The following is a 19,155-nucleotide window of genomic DNA, read 5'->3' as shown; positions in this document are numbered from 1 at the left end:
CGGGGCTTGAAGCCTGCAGGGCGGTCGTGCGGGTGTGGTGGAATTGGTAGACGCGCTGGACTCAAAATCCTGTTCCGAAAGGAGTGCCGGTTCGACCCCGGCCACCCGCACCACCTTTACTGTTTAAGAGCCCGGGCACCCGAAACCAGTCGGCCCGGCTCTACGGCTACAAAGCCGGAAAAATCTGAACATCGTCGAAGCGAAGCCCCGCACGAGCGCCACGTTCGGGCAAGGGACCGCTCGTGTCGATCTCGACGGCGATGTCGTCGACACGCGCCTCGACGCGCCACGTACCACCCCGCTTGTGCACGGCGCCGACGACGATCGGGAGCGCACCGGGAGCGTCATCCCCCAATAGCGCCTCGTGCGGGCGGAAATGCAGTTCGGCCGGTCCGTTGGCCAGCGCCTTCGGAGAAACGTCGAGCGCCTGTCCGTGATGCAGGACGCGGCCATCGGCGACCGTCACCGGGATGCGATTGGTCTCGCCGACGAATTCGGAGACGAACGGCGTGGCGGGCATGTCATAGACTTCGCGCGGGGTACCGATCTGTTCGATGACACCGCGGTTCATGATGACGACGCGGTCGGCAAGCTCGAGCGCCTCCTCCTGATCATGCGTGACGAACACCGAGGTCAGGCCAAGCCGGTCGTGCAGCTCGCGCAGCCAGCGGCGCAGGTCCTTGCGGACCTTGGCATCGAGCGCGCCAAAGGGTTCGTCGAGCAGCAGCAGGCGAGGCTCGACCGCGAGCGCCCGCGCCAGCGCGACACGCTGGCGCTGTCCCCCGGAGAGTTGTGCTGGATAGCGATGGCCCAGATCGGGCAGCTGGATCAGGTCGAGCAGCTCGGCGACGCGCGCGCGGATGTCTGCCTTGGCCGGGCGATCGCGGCGGGTACGGACGGTCAGGCCGAACGCGATGTTGTCGGCGACCGTCATGTGACGGAACAGCGCGTAGTTCTGGAACACGAAGCCGATCTGGCGTTCGGCCGCAGGCGTCCCGGTCATGTCGGCACCGTCGAACAGGACATGGCCGCTATCGGGGAAATCGAGCCCCGCGATCATGCGGAGCAGCGTCGTCTTGCCCGAGCCTGACGGTCCAAGCAGCGCGAGAAACTCGCCCGGACGCGCTTCCAGGCTGACGTCGTTCAGCGCGGCGAACTGGCCGAACCGTTTCGATACGGCGTCGATGACGATACTCAATGCGCACTCCTTGCCTGATGATAGCCGAACCGCCATTCGAGCAGGCTCTTCAACACGAGCGTGACGAGCGCGAGCGATGCGAGCAGCGATGCCACGGCAAACGCACCGACGAAGTCATATTCGTTGTACAGGATCTCGACGTGGAGCGGCATGGTGTTGGTCAGGCCGCGGATATGGCCCGACACCACCGACACCGCGCCGAATTCCCCCATCGCCCGCGCGTTGCAGAGCAGCACGCCGTAGAGCAGGCCCCAGCGGATATTGGGCAGGGTGACATGCCAGAAGGTCTGCCACCCCGACGCGCCGAGCGATACCGCGGCCTCTTCGTCGTCGCGACCCTGCTCGGCCATCAGCGGGATGATCTCGCGCGCGACGAACGGAAAGGTGACGAACACGGTGGCGAGGACGATGCCCGGCACCGCGAAGATGACCTTCCAGTTGTGCGCGATCAGCCACGGCCCGAACCAGCCCTGTGCGCCGAACATCAGCACGAAGATCAGGCCGGCGACGACGGGCGACACCGAGAAGGGCAGGTCGATGAGCGAGATGAGCAGGCTCTTGCCGCGGAAGTCGAACTTGGTGATCGCCCAGGACGCGACGACGCCGAACACGCAATTGAGCGGCACCGAGATCGCCGCGACCAGCAGGGTGAGCCGGATCGCCGCACGCGCATCGGGCTGGCCGATCGCGTCGACGAACATCGGCCAGCCCTTGGCAAAGGCCTGAACGAATACGACGACGAGCGGCAGCGCGAGGAAGAGCGCGAGGAAGAGGAGACCGATGCCGATCAGGATACGCCGGGCAACGGGGCTTTCGCTGGATGCGGCGCAGGTCATTTCGCGCTCCGCTTCGCACGCCACGCCTGGAGCAGATTGACCAGCAGCAGCATCGAGAAGGAGGCGACCAGCATGACGCACGCGATCGCGGTCGCGCCGGGATAGTCGAACTGTTCGAGCTGGGTGACGATCAGCAACGGGGCAATCTCCGACTTGTACGGCATGTTGCCCGCGATGAAGATGACCGAGCCATATTCGCCGACGCCGCGCGCAAAGGCGAGCGCGAAGCCGGTCAGCAGCGCGGGTGCGATTGCGGGCAGGATCACCCGGCTGAACGTCTGCCACCGGGTTGCCCCGAGTGTCGCTGCGGCTTCCTCGACATCGGCGCCGAGATCGGCGAGCACGGGCTGGACCGAGCGCACGATGAACGGCAGGCCGATGAAGATGAGCGCGACGACGACGCCGAGCGGGGTGTAGGCGACGCGGATGCCGAGCGGTGCCAGCAGCGACCCGATCCAGCCGTTTTCGGCATAGAGCGACACCAGCGCGATGCCCGCGACCGCGGTCGGCAGCGCGAAGGGCAGGTCGACCGCGGCGTCGACGAACTTCTTGCCCGGAAACTCGTAGCGCGCGAGGATCCAGGCGATCAGCAGGCCGAACACCGCGTTGACCGACGCGGCCAGCAGCGCGGTACCGAAGCTGAGCTTGTAGGCCGACAGCGCGCGCGCCGAGAGCCCGACTGCGACGAACCCGTCCCAGCCAAGCCCCGCCGCGCGCAGGAAGATCGTCGACAGCGGGATGAGCACGATCAGGCATAGCCAGACGATTGTCAGCCCCATCGTCAGCCCGAACCCGGGAATGACCGACCGTCGCGCGCGGCGCGCTCGGCCGGGCCTGGCGCCGAGGCGCGCGACGTCAGCCACTGGTGGGGATCCGGACGATCGCATCCCTGATCAGCGCTTCGGACCCGAATAGATCCGGTCGAACACGCCCCCGTCTGCAAAGAAGCGGGCCTGCGCGACCTTCCACCCGCCGAAATCGCGGATGGTGCGCATCTCGATCTTCGGGAACATCGTCGCATAGCGCGCCAGCACCGCAGGATCGCGGGGGCGATAATAATTCTTGGCGACGATGTCTTGGCCCTCGGGCGTGTAGAGGAACCGGAGATAGGCCTCAGCGACCTTCTCGGTACCGTGCGCCTTGGCATTGGCGTCGACGACCGCGACCGATGGCTCGGCGAGCACCGAGATCGACGGCACGACGATGTCGAACTTGCCGGTGCCGAGTTCCTTCTCCGACAGGAACGCCTCGTTCTCCCAGGCGATCAGCACGTCGCCGAGTCCGCGCTCGACGAAGGTGGTGGTGGCGCCGCGTGCGCCCGAATCGAGGACCGGGACATGGCCGTAGAGCTGCGTGACATAGGCCTGCGCGGCGGCGTCGGATCCGCCCCCGGCCTTCTTCCCATAGGCCCAGGCCGCGAGGAAATTCCAGCGTGCACCGCCGCTGGTCTTCGGGTTGGGCGTGATCACCTGGACGCCGGGTTTGACCAGATCGCGCCAGTCGCGAATCTGCTTGGGATTGCCCTTGCGGACCAGGAACACGATCGTCGACGTATAGGGCGCGCTGTTGTCGGGCAGCCGCGTTTCCCAAGTGGCGGGCAGCAGCTTCGCACGCTCGGCGATCGCATCGACGTCATAGGCGAGCGCCAGCGTGACGACGTCGGCGCCCAGGCCGTCGATCACCGCCCGCGACTGCTTGCCCGATCCGCCATGGCTCATGTTGAACCGTACCGTCTGGCCGGTGTCCTGCTTCCACTTGGCGGCGAACGCGGTGTTTACCGCCTTGTAGAGTTCGCGGGTCGGATCGTAGCTGACGTTGAGCAACTCGACCGATCCGTCCTTGCCCGTGCTCGAGGGCGACGAGCAGCCCGCGACGATCGCAGCAAGCGCCAGGCCGATATGCGTGCGGTTCAGTCTCATCCAGTCCCTCCGGTTCGCGTAATCCCTATCGCGTCGGTAGTGGTGGGGAATAGCCGCAAAGCTTGGCCATGCCAAAGCCTGGGTATCCGGCAGGCGTCACATCTGCAGCGGATCGGCATAGCCGGTGAGCTCGAGATAGCCGCTGCCGCCCGCCGTGCGGACCGCACCTTCCCAGTATACGGGCATGCCGCTGCGGCGGGCATCGAGCTCCTGATCGGCGAACAGCGGATCGAGGCGGAAGCGGCGGACCCCTTCGGGGAGGCGGACGGTGAGGCGTTGCGTCACGGGGTAGAGCGCCCCGGTGCGCGGCGAGCGCCACTGGCGGAGCGGATCGAACCGGACGTCGGCGGGCGCGAACCGGACGACGCGGCCATCCGCGCGGCGCAGCGATCCACCCGCCCAGAGCGGCTTGCCGTCGCGGCCACGAATGCGGAACGCCATCAGCGCCCCCCCGTCGTCGAGATTGAGCCCGGTCCAGTCCCAGCCGACCGCGCCGCCGCCGAGATAGTCGGACGACCATTCCCGGTCGAGCCACGCCTGTCCGGTGACGCGTTGCGGCGTGCCGTGCCGCACCAGCTGCCCCGCCACCGCGAGATGCGGGATCGAGTAGTAATAGCTCGCCTGTTCGGGCCGCGGACCCTTCTGGCTGTAACCGGCCTTGCCCTGCAGCAGGGGCGGCTGGCGCGGTGTCAGTGTCAGCGTCAGCGCGAAATCGCCGGTGGTGACGGTGGTCGTGAACCGGCCGTCGGGTCGCCTGCGGATTTGCCAGTCCTTGAGCGTGACGTCGGTATCGCCGATGCGCGCCTGGGCCAGACCGAACCCCGCCCGTGCCGCTCGTTCCCCGTGCAGAAGATGGCCGAGTTTGGGGTCGGAGAGCGCTGCGTGCGCGAACAGGATCTGTTTGGGGGCGAAGCGGCTGGGGTTCGCCGCGTCGGTGCCCGGGGTGGTCCGGAAGAAGGTGATCTGGAAGCCGAGATTGCGGCCGTCCTGCGTCTTCAGCAGACCGGTGACATACCACCATTCGGTGCGGAATGCCGGATGCGCACCGTGTTCGCGCGGGAAGGTGAAGGAGGGGCCGGGACGGACGACGGGATAGCCGGTGGCGACCGGCACTGCGGCGGTCAGCGCCAGCGCTGTGAACGTAAACACTGGGCGCATCACCAGTCCTCCCTGACCATGCGGACCGCATCGGCGGCGATCGCGCGCCGGCCGGCAAGTACCGCGGTACCCGCCGCCGCAACGATCAGCGCAAGTGCTACTCCGCCGATGCTGCCCCAGGGGATGCGCGTCGCCATGGTCCAGTTGAACGACTGCGGATTGATCACGTGGACGAGCACCTGTGCCATCACCCCGCCGAGCGTAATCCCGGCGATGCCACCGACGAGACCGAGCAACGCCCCCTCGGTCGCCAGCATCGCGACGATCTGCCGCTTTGCGACGCCGATATGGCGGAGCATCCCGAATTCGCGTGTGCGGGCGATCGTCTGCGCGGACATGGTCGCGGCGACGCCTGCCAGCCCCACGAGGATCGCCACCCCCTCGAGCAGATAGGTGACGGCGAAACTGCGATCGAAGAGTTCGAGGGCATAGCGGCGCAGCGTGGCCGGGCGCGCGATCGAGACGAGGCTGGTCAGCGCCGGGGGCGCCGCCGCGGTCAGCGCGCGCTCGACGGTGCGGGGATCCGCGCCGCGGGCAAGCGTGATCGCCGCCTCCGTCCGCGAGCGGTCGCCGGTGGCGCGCGTATAGTCGGTGTCGCGGACGATGATCGCGCCCTGCTGGCGGGCATAGTCGCGCCAGATCCCTGCGACGACGTACCGGCCCGCGATCGGCAACGTGACGCTGTCGCCGACCGACCAGCCATAGAGCCGCGCGGCGGGCTCCGAGATCCAGATCGGCGCGGTGCCGGCGGGGCGGGCGCGTCCGCTTTCAAGCAGCACGAGGCTGGGGTCGGGGCCATCGGTCTTAACCGGACGTGCGATCAGCGAGACGGGCGGCCGGTCCGGCGCGAGCGTCAGTGGGATCTGCCGGCTATACGCGATCGCTGTGATGCCGGGCACTGTGCGCAACCGAGCCTGCGCCGCGGGATCGAGCCCGGTGCCACCCTCGACCCGAAGATAGAGATCGTCCGAGAGGACCTGACCCAGCCATTCGTCGACCGCGCCGCGAAAGCTGGTGACCATCACCGCCATCGCGATCATCAGCGCGGTGCTCGCGACGATCCCGCACAGCGCGGTGGCGGCCTGGGCGGGGGCACCGTGGAGGTGGCGGATGGCGAGGTCTACGGGGACGGACCGCCCGCCACCGCGGCTGAGCGGCGCGAGCAGCGTGCGCGCGAGCCAGGGCATGCCGGCGATGCCGCCTGCGAGTATCAGCGCCATGCTCGCAAACCCGAACAGGGGCAGGCCGCCGATCGCGGGGAGCAGCGCCGCGCCACCGCCGAGCAGCATCAGGATGGCGGCGGGGCGGACGGGCATGGGGGTCCGGGGGTCGATCACGTCGCCGGCGTTGCGCAGTGCCGCGGCGGGGGCCGCCCGCGCCGCGATCCGCGCCGGCAGGACGCTGCCAGCGACCGCGGCCAGCAGGCCGAGCGCGAAGAAGCCGATCGCGGCGGCGGGCGCGAAGGTCAGCCGGACGCGGCCATCGGCGAAATAGCCTGCGCCAAGGTCCGCGCCGAACCGGGCGAGCGCGGCATAGGCCAGCGCATAGCCGAGCAGCAGACCGAGCGTGGCGCCGATCACGCCGATCGCCAGCCCCTCCAGCGCGACGGTCGCGACGATCCCGTTGCGCGGCAGGCCGAGCGTGCGGACAAGCGCAAAGGCCCGCAACCGGCGTGCCACTGACAGCGACTGCGCGGAAAAGACGAGGAACCCGCCGGTCAGCAATGCGACCAGCGCGAGCATGTCGAGATTGACGCGGTACGCGCGTGACAGCGCGTCGCTGCGGGTCGCATCACTTGCGTCGCTGCCGATCGTCGCATCGCGCGGCAGAATGGTAGCGAGGCGTGGAGGGGCGGCGCCGTCCTGCTGTTTCACGTCGATCCGGTCGAGGCGGCCGAGCCGGTCGAAGCGCCACTGCGCCGCGGCGATGTCGATCACGCCGATCGCCTCGCCCTCGGCTACGCCCGGCAACCGGCCGGCGACGCGCATCGTTGCGGTTCGACCGTTGGCGGTGACGACGAGCATCGCGCCGGGACGGGCATTCACGTTGCGCATCGCCGCGGCGGACAGATAGAGCGCGGCGTCGTCGAACGCCGCGTCGCCCCGCCGGTCGATCCCGGCGGGGGCGATGCCGACCAGCGACGGCGTGACCTGTGCCGCACGGATCACGTCGAGGCCGAGCAGGGTGACGGGCCGCCTCCCGATCGTCGCGCGCAGGATGACGACCGGGCTCGCGTCCGCGACGCCGGCCGCGGTCGCAACCCTGGGATAGAGCGCTTCGTCGAAGCCGAGCGGGCTGGTCGCGTTGACCTGAAGATCCGCGCTGCCCTTGACGGTGCGCAATGCGCCTTCGAATGACGACAGCGCCGATCCGTTGACGAGGTGGACCGCGAAGCCGAGCGCGACACCGATGGCGATCGCGATCGCGGTGAGGGCGAGCCGCGCGGGATGCGCGCGCCACTCGCCACCGATCATCCAGCCCAGCGCGAGCCGCGCCGACAGGATGCTCATCGCGCGCGTTCCAGCCCGTTTGCGGTCAGCGTCAGAACATCGTCGGCGATCGCGGCGGCCGCCGCCGAATGGGTGACGATGATCGCGGCGACGCCCTGTTCGCGAACCGCGTCGGAAAACAGCGTCAGGATCTTCGCAGCGGTGTCGGGGTCGAGATTGCCCGTCGGCTCGTCGGCGAGGATCAGCGCGGGACGATGGATGAGCGCGCGCGCGATCGCGACGCGCTGCAGCTCGCCGCCCGACAGGTCGCGCGCATAGCCGTCGCCGCGCGTGCCGAGCCCGACCCGGGCGAGCATCGCCTGCGCCTGGTCGGCGATCGCGCGACGGTCGGTCGACACGAGCGCGAGCGGAAGCGCGACGTTCTGGCGAAGGGTCAGATAGGGCAGGACGTGAAAGGCCTGGAACACGAACCCGATCCGCGTCGCGCGCAGCCGGGTCAGCGCGGCTTCGTCGAGTGTGTCGAGGATCGTGTCCTCGATCGCGACATGCCCTGCGTCGGGCGCGTCGAGCCCGGCGAGGATGTTGAGCAGCGTCGATTTGCCGACGCCACTTTCGCCGACGATCGCGATCAGCTGGCCGGCGCGCGCGGTGAGGTCGAGCCCGCGGAAGAGCTGGCGGCCGCCGGGGACCGACTTTTCGAGCGCGGTGACGCGAAGCAGGGCGCGGTCTTGCATCTGGGGCTCATGCCACGGCGCGCGGCCGGGGGACAGCGCGGCGGTGTTGCCATGGGTTGTCTTGGGGGCTGGTTTTCGTGAGGGCATGGGTGAGCCCGGGCGATGCAACGGCATCGTGACCCTCCGAACTTCGCCACATTAGTCTTGCCCCCTCGTGAAAGGCACCTCCCCGGCGAAGGCCGGGGTCCAGCTGGAGAGGTGGGCGTAATAGAGCGAAGCGCCCATCGCTGCTGTCCCCCGACTGGACCCCGGCCTTCGCCGGGGAGGTGCTTGGAGGTGCGTTGGCGCTCTCGCCTGTGGTGAGCCAGGCCAAAGCCGCGGCGTCGGACGGGGCTTTTGGCCCCGCCGGCCGGGCCTGACGCGGGTCCGCGCCGGAGCTTGCGCTCCGGCGTGGGCGTCAGGCCGCGAACTGGTTCATCGTGTTGTGGACGCCGCCGGCCTTCAGCGCCGCCTCGCCCGCGAAATACTCCTTGTGATCGTCGCCCAGGTCGGAGCCCGACATGTTCTGGTGCTTCACGCAGGCGATACCCTCGCGGATTTCCTTGCGCTGGACGCCCTTCACATAGCCGAGCATCCCTGCATCGCCGAAATACTCCTTGGCGAGATTGTCGGTCGAGAGCGCCGCGGTGTGATAGGTCGGCAGCGTGATCAGGTGGTGGAAGATGCCGGCGCGCTTTGCCGAATCCGCCTGGAAGGTGCGGATGCGCTCGTCCGCCTCGTCGCCGAGCGGCGTGCCGTCATAGTCGACACTCATCAGGCGCGTCCGGTCATAGGCCGACACGTCGCGGCCGGCTTCGCTCCACGCATCGAACACCTGCTGGCGGAAGTTCAGCGTCCAGTTGAAGCTGGGCGAGTTGTTGTAGACGAGCTTCGCGTTGGGAACGACCTCGCGGATGCGGTCGACCATCCCGGCAATCTGTTCGATGTGCGGCTTCTCGGTCTCGATCCAGAGCAGGTCGGCGCCGTTCTGCAGGCTTGCGATACAGTCCATGACGCAGCGATCCTCGCCGCTGCCGGCACGGAACTGGAACAGGTTGGAGGGCAGGCGCTTCGGGCGGAGCAGCTTGCCGTCGCGGTTGAGGATGACGTCGCCATTCTGCGCGGTCGCGGGGTCGATCTCTTCGCAATCGAGATAAGAGTTATACTGGTCGCCGAGATCGCCGGGCGTCTTGCTGACCGCGATCTGCTTGGTGAGGCCGGCGCCGAGCGAGTCGGTGCGCGTGACGATGATGCCGTCCTCAACGCCGAGCTCGAGGAAGGCGTAGCGGCAGGCGCGAACCTTGGCGAGAAAGTCCTCGTGCGGGACGGTGACCTTGCCGTCCTGATGCCCGCACTGCTTCTCGTCGCTGACCTGGTTTTCGATCTGGAGTGCGCAGGCCCCCGCCTCGATCATCTTGCGCGCGAGCAGGTATGTCGCCTCAGCATTGCCAAAGCCTGCGTCGATATCGGCGATGACGGGGACGACGTGCGTCTGGTGGTTCTCGATCGCGTTGAGCAGGCGCTTCTCCTCGATCGCGTTGCCTGCCGCGCGCGCCGTATCGACGTCGCGGAACAGCATGCCGAGCTCGCGGGCATCCGCCTGGCGCAGGAAGGTGTAGAGTTCCTCGATCAGCGCGGGGACGCTCGTCTTCTCGTGCATCGACTGGTCGGGAAGGGGCCCGAATTCGCTGCGGAGCGCGGCGACCATCCAGCCCGAGAGGTAAAGATAGCGGCGGTCGGTCGTGCCGAAATGCTTCTTGATGCTGATCATCTTCTGCTGGGCAATGAAGCCGTGCCAGCAGCCGAGCGACTGGGTGTAGTTCGCCGGGTCGGCGTCATAGGCAGCCATGTCGCGGCGCATGATCCCCGCGGTGTAGCGGGCGATGTCGAGACCCGAGCGGAAGCGGTTCTGTGCGCGCATCCGGGCGACCGATTCGGCGGAAATCCCGTCCCAGGTGCCGTTCCGCGCGGCGATCAGCTGGTCGATCTGGGTAAGGTCGGTCTGGAAGGTCATGCTGCATCCTCGTTCCGCGTTTGATGACGGATCGGTACACAACATGACAACGAATCGCTCGGGGCTAGGAGGCAGCTACAGCGTCGCGCTGTCAAACTCCTGCGCGTGCCTGAGTCTTCTTGTCACGTTTGTGACAGCGCGCAGTTATGCCGTGGCGGCCTGCGCCGTCCCGGCGTCTTGCAGTGCCGGATCGAGCAAGCCCTGCCGCTTGGCGACGATCGTCGGGACGAGCGCCTGCCCGGCGACATTGACCGCGGTGCGGCCCATGTCGAGGATCGGGTCGATCGCGAGCAGCAGGCCTGCGCCTTCGAGCGGGAGGCCGAGCGTCGACAGCGTGAGCGTCAGCATGACGACCGCGCCGGTCAGCCCTGCGGTGGCGGAGGACCCTAGCACCGACACGAGCACGATCAGCACATAGTCGGCGGCATGCAGCGGGATGCCGTAATATTGCGCGACGAAGATCGCCGAGACCGCGGGGTAGATAGCGGCGCACCCGTCCATCTTGGTCGTGGCGGCGAGCGGCACGGCGAAGGCGGCATAGGTACGTGGGACGCCGAGGCCGCGTTCGACGACATCCTCGGTCACCGGCAGCGCGGCGATCGACGAGCGCGACACGAAGCCGAGCTGGATCGCGGGCCAGGCGGCGGCGAAGAACCGCCGCGGGCTGAGCCCGTTGGCGAGCAGTAGCAGCGGGTAGACCACGAACAGTACGATCGCGAGCCCGGCATAGACCGCGATGCTGAACGCGCCGAGCGCCGACAGCGATTGCCAGCCATAGCGAACGATCGCGTTGCCGAGCAGTGCTCCCGTACCGATTGGCGTCAACCGTATTACCCAGCGCAGGATGCGGCGGAAAAGCGCGAGCGCGGATGCATTGAAGGCGAGGAACGGCGCGCCCGCATCACCAATCCGGACCGCGGCGATTCCGATCGTGATCGCGATGACGATGATCTGCAGGACGTTGAACGACAGCGCAGTCCGCGCGGTCTCGTCGGTCAGCTTGGTCGACGCCTCGAGCCCGAGGATATTGGCGGGAACGAGTCCGCGCAGGAAGTCGAGCCACGACCCGGCGGTCGTCGGCGCGACCGCGCTGGCGGCACTGACCCCCGCGGTCACGCCGGGCTGGATCACCAGCGCAAGGACGATTCCGATCGACACCGCGATCAGCGCGGTGATTGCGAACCAGGCGAGCGTGCTGATGACCAGCCGCCGCGCATTGTCGAGATCGCGCAGCGCGGCGATCGACGCGATGATCGCCGTGAAGACGAGCGGGACGACAAGAGTCTTCAGCAACTGAACGAAGATCTCGCCAACGATGCGCAGCGTTTCCGCGAGGCCAGATCCCGCGCCGGTTCCGCGCGCGACGAAGCCGAGCGCGAGCCCGGCGATCATCCCGATCAGAACCTGTAATCCGAACGATCGCCGTAATGTCTGCATGGCCGCTGTCCCGTATGAACCGGACGAAATACAGCTTTTGCATGGTGCGGTGCAACGAAGACGCTGTCCGTGCCGGGATAGCCGAGCTTGTCGGTCGCGCGGCTCGTCAATCAGCGGATGATCGGAAATTCCTCGCGAAACCGGTCGACGAGTGTCTCGATCCGGTCGATGTCCTCAGCGCTGCCCGAGGGCGTGACCGACCAGTTGCAATGCGCGTGCGTGGCGGTGGAATAGACCCGGACCTCGCCGACCGCCATGCGCCAGCGACGCCGGTCGCCGAGATGGTCGCGGGTCAGAACGGTCACGAGCCGATCGCGCAATTCGCTGGCGGTCAGCATCGGGATCCGAAGCGGGTCATGGGGCAGGGCAGGTGGAGCAACATGGCACGGGCGATACCGTGCCCGTCGCGCTGTGGCACCCCCCAAAGGGCGATCAGGTCGGATCGCTTTCCTCTGAAATCGAAACGACCGGTAGCGGGGCGCCGCTGCCAAAAACCGTGCCTGCATGCGCCGCACCGATATGGATGCGGACGCCCGACGCCATATGCACGCGTGGTGTGGCGGCGGACGACTCCGGCGGTGTCGGCATCGCAGTCTCCATCCCCGGCATGGTCCGGCCGCGATGAACGGTGACGCCGGATCCCGCCGTACCGAATTCGGTTGAGGCGGACGGGGACGCAGCGAGGATCGTATCGGGCGCCGCAACGCGGGTCGGTTCGACGCCCGCATAGGTCTGGCGGAAGCTGAGCGCGCGCTCCATCGCGCCGCGCCAGCGATAGAAGATGTGCGCACCGACTGTGCCGACCCGGCTGAGGCTTGGCGCCCACCAGGGCAGGATCGAAGCGGCGTGGTAGGAGGTCGAGGCGCCGACCGGCGCGAAGACGCTGCCGTCGAACGCGGCGCGCGCGACCGATGCGGCCCTTGCCCAGGCGGCACCATCGCGGGGGTGGTTCATCGAGCCGTCGCAGGTGAAGCTGAACTGGCAGCCGGTGCGCCGTGTCGACCCCTGATAGACGACGCCGCAGACGCTGTGCGGAAAGGCGCGATCGCGAACCCGGTTGAGCACGACCTGTGCGACGGCGCGCTGGCCATCGGTCGGTTCGGAGCGTGCCTCGTAATAGACCGCGGCGGTCAGGCAGGCGATGGCGCGCTGGCGGTCGTCGTCACTCTGCGCGGCGCCGGGAAAGGCGGGCGCGGCGGCGAGGGTGCGCGGGGTGTCGTCGGTGGAGGCTGCAGAGGCGGCAAAGGCGCGGTCGAGCGGTTCGGCAGGCACCTCGAGCGCGAGCCCAGCGAGCAGGCTACGCGCTTCTGCTGCGTCGCGGACCGGGACGCCAGCCGTCGGTGCAGCCACGCGCGTCGACGGGGGAACGCACGAGGTGCTGGCGGCGATCGCCGCGAAACCGAGCACTGTTCTCTTGAGCATGGGGTAGGTCGCGCGTCGTGACAGGAAGCCTGCGCGTACCACCCGGATGTTAGATAGTGGTTAAGCTCCCGGCGTGGCGCCGACGAGGCTAAGTCCGACCGCCTCGGCGACCTTGATGCCGTCGACGCCGGCCGACAGGATCCCGCCCGCATAGCCCGCGCCTTCGCCGGCGGGAAACAGGCCGATCGTATTGAGGCTCTGAAAATCGTCGCCGCGCGTGATCCGGACGGGGGACGAGGTACGCGTCTCGACCCCGGTGAGGACCGCGTCGGGGTGATCATAGCCGAGAATGTCGCGACCAAATACCGGCAGCGCCTCGCGCATCGCGGTGACCGCGAACTCGGGAAGGCATTCGGCGAGATCGGTGAGGTGGACGCCGGGGCGGTAGGACGGGATGACCGTGCCAAGCGCGCTCGACGGGCGGCCGGCGAGGAAATCGCCGAGACGCTGCGCGGGGGCCTTATAATCGGATCCGCCGGCGACATAGGCGCGCGATTCCCAGTGGCGCTGCAATTCGATGCCCGCCAGTGGATTGCCGGGATAGTCACGCGCAGGATCAATGCCGACGACGAGTCCCGAATTGGCGTTGCGCTCGTTGCGCGAATATTGGCTCATCCCGTTGGTGGCGACGCGGCCTTCCTCGGACGTCGCCGCGACGACGGTACCGCCCGGGCACATGCAGAAGCTGTAGACGGTGCGCTCGTTCGTGCAATGATGCGACAGGCTGTACGCGGCGGCGCCGAGATCGGGGTGGCCGGCACAGGGGCCGAACCGCGCCTCGTCGATCCAGGATTGCGGATGTTCGATGCGCACGCCGATCGAAAAGGGCTTCGCCTCCAGGAATACGCCGCGATCGTGCAGCATGTGGAAGGTGTCGCGCGCGCTGTGCCCCACCGCGAGCACGACATGATCCGCCTCGAGATAGTCGCCGGTATGCAGGTGAAGCCCGCGGATGCGCCGCGTGCCGTCCGCATCGACCGCGATGTCGAGATCGTCGACGCGGTGCTGGAAGCGATATTCGCCGCCGAGCGACTCGATCGTCGCGCGCATCGCCTCGACCATCGTCACCAGCCGGAACGTGCCGATATGCGGATGCGCCTCGGTCAGGATCTCGGGCGGAGCGCCGGCCTTGACGAACTCGGTGATGACCTTGCGGCCGAGATGGCGGGGATCCTTGATCTGGCTCCACAGCTTGCCGTCGGAGAAGGTGCCCGCGCCGCCCTCGCCGAACTGGACGTTGGATTCGGGGTTGAGGACGCTGCGGCGCCACAGGCCCCAGGTGTCCTTGGTGCGTTCGCGGACCAGCTTGCCGCGGTCGAGGATGATCGGGCGGAACCCCATCTGCGCGAGGATGAGGCCCGCGAACAGGCCGCACGGCCCTGTCCCCACGACGACCGGGCGACGCGCGCCCGGCGTCTCGGGTGCCTTGGCGACGTGGCGGTAGCCGGTATCTGGCGTCGTGTTGACGTGACGGTCCTTGCGGAACCGCGCGAGGATCGTCGCCTCGTTCTTCGCGGTGACGTCGATCGAATAGACGAGCTGGATGTCCATCTTGTCGCGCGCGTCATGTGCGCGCCGCGCGACGGTGTAGCGGATCAATTCGCGGGGGGTGATGCGCAGCCGCTTGCAGACTGCGGCGGGGATCGCTTCGTCGGCATGGTTGAGCGGCAGCTTGAGTTCGGTGATGCGGAGCATGGGGCCCTGTAACGCGGGCCGCGGGGTTTCGCCATGAGCTGTGGTACCGAAGCGCAGACCGTGCAGGCCTTGCCCTGGGACGGCCCGGACTGCACGGTACCGGCATCCGGGACCAAAGGAGCTAGCCGATCAACAGCGCCGTCGTCATCGCCGCGATGCTTGCCTATGGCACCGCATTGTTCGGGATTGCCTGGGTCGTCGATCGGCGTGGGCTATCGCCGCGCATGGCGCGGATCGCCTATCCCTTGTCACTGGCCGTCTATTGCAGCAGCTGGACGTTCTTCGGCGGCGTCGGCACCGCGGCGACGCGCGGCTGGGATTATCTGTCGATCTACCTCGGCCCGGCGCTGGTGTTCCTGCTCGCGCCGGGATTCCTGACCAAGCTCGTCCGGCTGGCGCGCGACGAAGGGTCGAGCTCGATCGCCGACTTCATCTCGGCGCGTTATGGTCGCAGCCGGAGTACCGCGGCGATCGTCGCGGGGACCGCGCTGGTCGCGTCGATACCCTATATCGCGCTGCAGCTGCGCTCGGTGACGCTCAGCTTCGGCGCGCTGGTCGGGATCGGCGGATCGGTGCTGGTCGGGCCGCTCGTCGCGCTGCTGCTGGCGACGTTCGCGATCAGCTTTGGCGCGCGACGCTATGAAGTGGCGGGGGGCAATACCGGCGTGGTCGCGGCGATCGCGGCGGAGTCGCTGATCAAGCTGCTCTGCTTCGTGGCGCTCGGCGGATTCGCGCTGACGCTGCTTGCGACGATGCCGGCCGCGCGGATCACGCCGCCGCTGACCGGGTTCGTCGAGGGTTTCGCGCCCGACGCGCTGACCTCCGACTTCTTTGTCCGCACGCTGCTATCCGCCTGCGCGATCCTCTGCCTGCCACGTCAATTCTATGTCGGGATCCTCGAAGCGAGCGGCCCGGCGGCAGTGCGGCGCGCGCGCTGGCCGTTCATCGCCTATCTCGCGGTGATCTCGGTGATGGTCCTGCCGCTCGTGCTCGCGGGGCTGGCGGTGCTGCCCGCCGATACGCGACCCGACCTCTACGTGCTGGCGGTCCCGCTGGCGCGCGACAATGATCCGATGGCGCTGCTCGCGTTCATCGGCGGGTTTTCCGCCGCGACCGCGATGGTTGTCGCCGAGACGATCGCGCTGTCGACGATGGCGACCAACGACCTGCTGGCCCCATTGCTGCTGCGGCGGCAGACCGATGGCGGGGAGGGCGATCTGGGGCGGCGGCTGCTGCGTGTCCGGCGCGTGATCATCGCCGCGATCGTCGCCGCGGCTTTGTGGTACGGCACGAGTATCGGCGACGAGCTGTCGCTCGCATCGATCGGGCTGATCGCGTTCGCCGGCGTCGCGCAGTTCGCGCCCGCGCTGATCGCCACCGTCGGCTGGGGCTTTGCCGATACCCGGGCGGCGCGCGGCGGCTTGATCGGCGGCGTCGTCGTCTGGGCCTATTGCCTGTTGATGCAATCGGTATTGGGTGGCTTCGGCGCCAGTCTTGCGAAAGCCAGCGGGGGGTTGCTCGACCCCGATGCGCTGATGCGGGTCGCGCTTGGATCGCCGCTGGTCAACGGCACGGTCTGGAGCCTGGGCGTGAATATCGCGCTGATGGCGGGGCTGCACCTGTACGCGGCGCGGCGGCGGGTGTTCGGGGGACGGCACAGCGTGCTGGATCACGTCACGACCTTTGGCGAGCTGAAGATCCTGGTTGCGCGCTTCGTCGGCGATGCCGAAGCCGCAGAGGGGCTGGACCCGCTGTCACGCGATCCGGGCGCGCCGATCGACGGACGCGCCGCCCGTCAGGCGGAACGGCTGATCGCGGGCGTGATCGGCGCACCCTCGGCGCGGCTGATCGTGACGTCGAGCCTTGCGGGTTCGGCGATGGAAGTAGGCGACGTCGTCCGGCTGCTCGACCAGCGGGGACGCAGCCTGCGCTTCTCGCGGTCGCTGCTGTCGGCAACGCTGGAGACGATCGACCCGGGCGTCAGCGTGATCGACGCCAATCTGAGGCTCGTCGCGTGGAATCCGCGCTATGTCGAGATGTTCGACTATCCCGAGGACTATGTGATCGCCGGACGGCCGATCGCTGATCTGATCCGCTACAATGCCGAGCGCGGCGAATGCGGGCCGGGTGGCGTCGAAGCGCATGTGTCGCGCAGGCTCGCGCATCTCGAACGCGGCCTTCCGCACAGTTTCGAGCGGCTTCGACCGTCGGGGCGGTGGATCAAGACGGTCGGTCAGGCCATGCCCGGCGGCGGCTATGTCCAGAGCTTCACCGACATCACCGCGGAGAAGACCGCGCAGGCGGAATTGGAGGCCCGGGTCGAGGCGCGGACACATGATCTGGCCCAAACGAATACGATGCTCGACGAGGCGCGGCGGCATGCCGAGACCGCGACGCGCGACAAGACCCGGTTCCTTGCCGCGGCAAGCCATGACCTGCTCCAGCCGCTTCATGCCGCCCGGCTCTTCTGCGCGGCACTCGACGAGGGCAAGGCGCCGCACCAGGCCGACCTGGTGCGCGCGATCGATGGCGCGATCGGGTCGGCGGATACGCTGCTGCGGGCCTTGCTCGACGTGTCGCGGCTCGACGCGGGCGGGGTCGTGCCGAAGATCGAGCAGTTCGTGCTCGGCGACCTGATCGAGGAACTGGCCGCCGAGTTCCGGCCGCTCGCCGGCGAACGTGCGTTGATCCTCGCCTCGCACCCGGGGACGCACATCGTCGCCACCGACCGGTCGTTGCTGCGCTCGATCCTGCAGAACTTCCTGTCGAATGCGGTGCGTTATACTCCGTCGGGGCGGATCTGGATCGGCGCGCGGCGGCGCGGCGGTGACGTCCTGGTCGAGGTGCGGGACAGCGGGCCGGGAATTGCGGCGGGTGACCGTGAACGGATCTTTGCCGAGTTCGAGCGGGTGGAGAGCAAGGGCAGCGCGGGCGGCGGTGTCGGACTGGGGCTGGCGATCGTCCAGCGGATCGCGCAACTGCTCGACCTGCGGATCGAATTGCGGTCGCAGCCGGGTGCGGGGTCGACCTTCGCCGTTCGCGTTCCGCTGGCGGCGCATGCGACGCTGCCCGATCGTGCCAGGACGGCCCCGGTCCTGCGCGACCTGCCGCCGGGGCTGCGCGTCCTGTGCCTCGACAATGATGCCGCCATTCTCGCGGCGCTCGACGCGGCGCTCCGGTCGCGGCGCTGCGTCCCGCTGCTGGCGGCGACGATCGAGGAGGCGATGACGCTGGCGGCGGACGAAGAGCCCGACGTCGCGCTGATCGATTTCCATCTCGAGGTGGCGCAGGACGGACTGGACGTTGCCGAACGATTGTCGGCGATGGCGCCGGCGCCCGCGATCGCGCTGGTGACCGCGGACCGCAGCGCGGCGGACGATCCGCGCTGTGCGGGGATCACCGTGCTGAACAAGCCGGTGGTGCCAGGCGAGCTATGGGCATTCCTTGAGCGCGCATCGGCAGCCGCGGCTGCGGTTTAAGGTGCTGACCCAGCGCGCCTATTTGTTCGGTGCGCTGGTGAAGTCGATCTTGATGCGGACCCAGGCGCCGATCATCTTCTTGCCGCCGACCCGGGGCGGCAGCACGCGGAACTGCCATGCGGCCTGGCGCATTGCGCGGGCCAGCCCCGAGCCGACCGGGGATTCGCCGAGCGACCGGCAATTCTCGACCCTGTAATTCTCCGCGGTCCGGCAGGCGATGAGTGCCCAACTGCCCGGGGGGGCGCCATTGGGAACATAGCCCGCAAGTTCGGCATGGCTCGGTTCGGTATACCATTCGGCATTGTAGAGCCGCTCGCCACTTGGACCTTCGCCTGGGCCGTAGGCAGAGCCGCTGTCCTTGCCGGCGCCCGCGCCATCGGTGTCAGAGCCGCCCGCCTGTCGATCGCCTGGGTGCGACGGGATCTTGGATATGTCCGCCGAATCGAACAACTCCATGCCGCCCGCCAGCATCTTGGGGAAGGCCGGGGCAGGGGTGACGGGGCGCGGGTCCGACGCCGGCGCGGTCGATGGCGGGCGGGGCGATCTGGGCGAGGCGCCGCCGGCGACCTTCTTCGCCTTTTCGATCACCGGGCGTTGCGGGGTCTCGGGTTTCGTCTCGCGGTCGGGTAACAGGCGGAAGCTGCTGGGCGGTGGCGTCGGCTCGGGCTTGGTCGGCGTTGGCGCGAGCCGCAGCAGCAGGAGAATGACGACGACATGCGCGGCGATCGCCAGCAGGAATGAACGCGCGCGCCGCCAGAGCGGCTGGCGCGATCGGTTCGACGCGGACAGGTAGGACGTCGAAGCCATTGATGGTCGCCTAGACCGCGCAAGGTG

Annotated in this window: 14 protein-coding genes and 1 tRNA gene; 2 read left to right on the top strand and 13 right to left on the bottom strand. The window is 68.3% G+C overall.

Annotation, left to right across the window (positions count from 1 at the left end; genetic code table 11):
• Positions 1–28: 28 nt before the first annotated feature.
• Positions 29–113, top strand: a tRNA-Leu gene (locus tag IFS44_RS02505).
• Between the two features lie 53 nt (positions 114–166).
• Here the strand turns inward: IFS44_RS02505 and IFS44_RS02500 are convergent.
• From IFS44_RS02500 to IFS44_RS02445, 12 genes are all read right to left on the bottom strand, one after another.
• Complete coding sequence (locus IFS44_RS02500) at positions 167–1,198, bottom strand: sulfate/molybdate ABC transporter ATP-binding protein (RefSeq protein ID WP_197977716.1); 1,032 nt, start codon at positions 1,196–1,198, stop codon at positions 167–169.
• A complete protein-coding gene (cysW, locus tag IFS44_RS02495) occupies positions 1,195–2,034 on the bottom strand; it encodes a sulfate ABC transporter permease subunit CysW (protein ID WP_192097363.1) in 840 nt (279 codons plus the stop codon). Before cysW ends, IFS44_RS02500 begins: the two co-directional genes overlap by 4 nt.
• Positions 2,031–2,897, bottom strand: coding sequence for a sulfate ABC transporter permease subunit CysT (cysT, locus tag IFS44_RS02490; protein WP_056408686.1), 867 nt, complete (start codon positions 2,895–2,897; stop codon positions 2,031–2,033). Before cysT ends, cysW begins: the two co-directional genes overlap by 4 nt.
• A gap of 30 nt (positions 2,898–2,927) precedes the next feature.
• Entirely contained in the window at positions 2,928–3,953 is a 1,026-nt protein-coding gene (locus IFS44_RS02485) for a sulfate ABC transporter substrate-binding protein (RefSeq protein WP_192097362.1), read from the bottom strand.
• Between the two features lie 96 nt (positions 3,954–4,049).
• Complete coding sequence (locus IFS44_RS02480) at positions 4,050–5,111, bottom strand: lipocalin-like domain-containing protein (protein ID WP_192097361.1); 1,062 nt, start codon at positions 5,109–5,111, stop codon at positions 4,050–4,052.
• The gene (locus IFS44_RS02475; protein ID WP_192097360.1) at positions 5,111–7,621 is read right to left on the bottom strand and encodes an FtsX-like permease family protein; all 2,511 of its coding nucleotides are present in this window, start codon (positions 7,619–7,621) and stop codon (positions 5,111–5,113) included. The genes IFS44_RS02480 and IFS44_RS02475 overlap by 1 nt, the downstream gene beginning before the upstream one ends.
• On the bottom strand, positions 7,618–8,295 hold the full coding sequence (locus tag IFS44_RS02470; RefSeq protein WP_192097359.1) for an ABC transporter ATP-binding protein: 678 nt from the start codon (positions 8,293–8,295) through the stop codon (positions 7,618–7,620). The genes IFS44_RS02475 and IFS44_RS02470 overlap by 4 nt, the downstream gene beginning before the upstream one ends.
• A gap of 397 nt (positions 8,296–8,692) precedes the next feature.
• A complete protein-coding gene (locus IFS44_RS02465) occupies positions 8,693–10,288 on the bottom strand; it encodes an isocitrate lyase (protein WP_192097358.1) in 1,596 nt (531 codons plus the stop codon).
• 144 nt (positions 10,289–10,432) lie between these two features.
• A complete protein-coding gene (locus IFS44_RS02460; RefSeq protein ID WP_192097357.1) occupies positions 10,433–11,725 on the bottom strand; it encodes a dicarboxylate/amino acid:cation symporter in 1,293 nt (430 codons plus the stop codon).
• A gap of 110 nt (positions 11,726–11,835) precedes the next feature.
• A complete protein-coding gene (locus tag IFS44_RS02455) occupies positions 11,836–12,063 on the bottom strand; it encodes a hypothetical protein (RefSeq protein ID WP_052380834.1) in 228 nt (75 codons plus the stop codon).
• A 94-nt stretch (positions 12,064–12,157) separates the two neighbouring features.
• Positions 12,158–13,147 carry a cell wall hydrolase gene (locus IFS44_RS02450; RefSeq protein ID WP_192097356.1) on the bottom strand — a complete coding sequence of 330 codons (990 nt, stop codon included), beginning with the start codon at positions 13,145–13,147 and terminating at the stop codon, positions 12,158–12,160.
• Positions 13,148–13,207: 60 nt separating this feature from the next.
• Complete coding sequence (locus IFS44_RS02445) at positions 13,208–14,842, bottom strand: NAD(P)/FAD-dependent oxidoreductase (protein ID WP_192097355.1); 1,635 nt, start codon at positions 14,840–14,842, stop codon at positions 13,208–13,210.
• A 155-nt stretch (positions 14,843–14,997) separates the two neighbouring features.
• Between IFS44_RS02445 and IFS44_RS02440 the strand changes: the two genes are divergently transcribed.
• Positions 14,998–18,321: a hybrid sensor histidine kinase/response regulator gene (locus tag IFS44_RS02440; protein WP_192097354.1), complete on the top strand. Its 3,324-nt coding sequence runs from the start codon at positions 14,998–15,000 to the stop codon at positions 18,319–18,321.
• Positions 18,322–18,339: 18 nt separating this feature from the next.
• Here IFS44_RS02440 and IFS44_RS02435 read toward each other — a convergent pair whose 3' ends face one another.
• The gene (locus tag IFS44_RS02435; protein ID WP_056407757.1) at positions 18,340–19,128 is read right to left on the bottom strand and encodes a hypothetical protein; all 789 of its coding nucleotides are present in this window, start codon (positions 19,126–19,128) and stop codon (positions 18,340–18,342) included.
• Positions 19,129–19,155: the final 27 nt, after the last annotated feature.

It is taken from the genome of Sphingomonas sp. CFBP 13706, from assembly GCF_014842355.1.
Taxonomy (GTDB): domain Bacteria; phylum Pseudomonadota; class Alphaproteobacteria; order Sphingomonadales; family Sphingomonadaceae; genus Sphingomonas; species Sphingomonas aerolata.
Note: the sequence above shows the minus strand (reverse complement) of the source record. Positions and strands in the feature narration are given on the sequence as shown.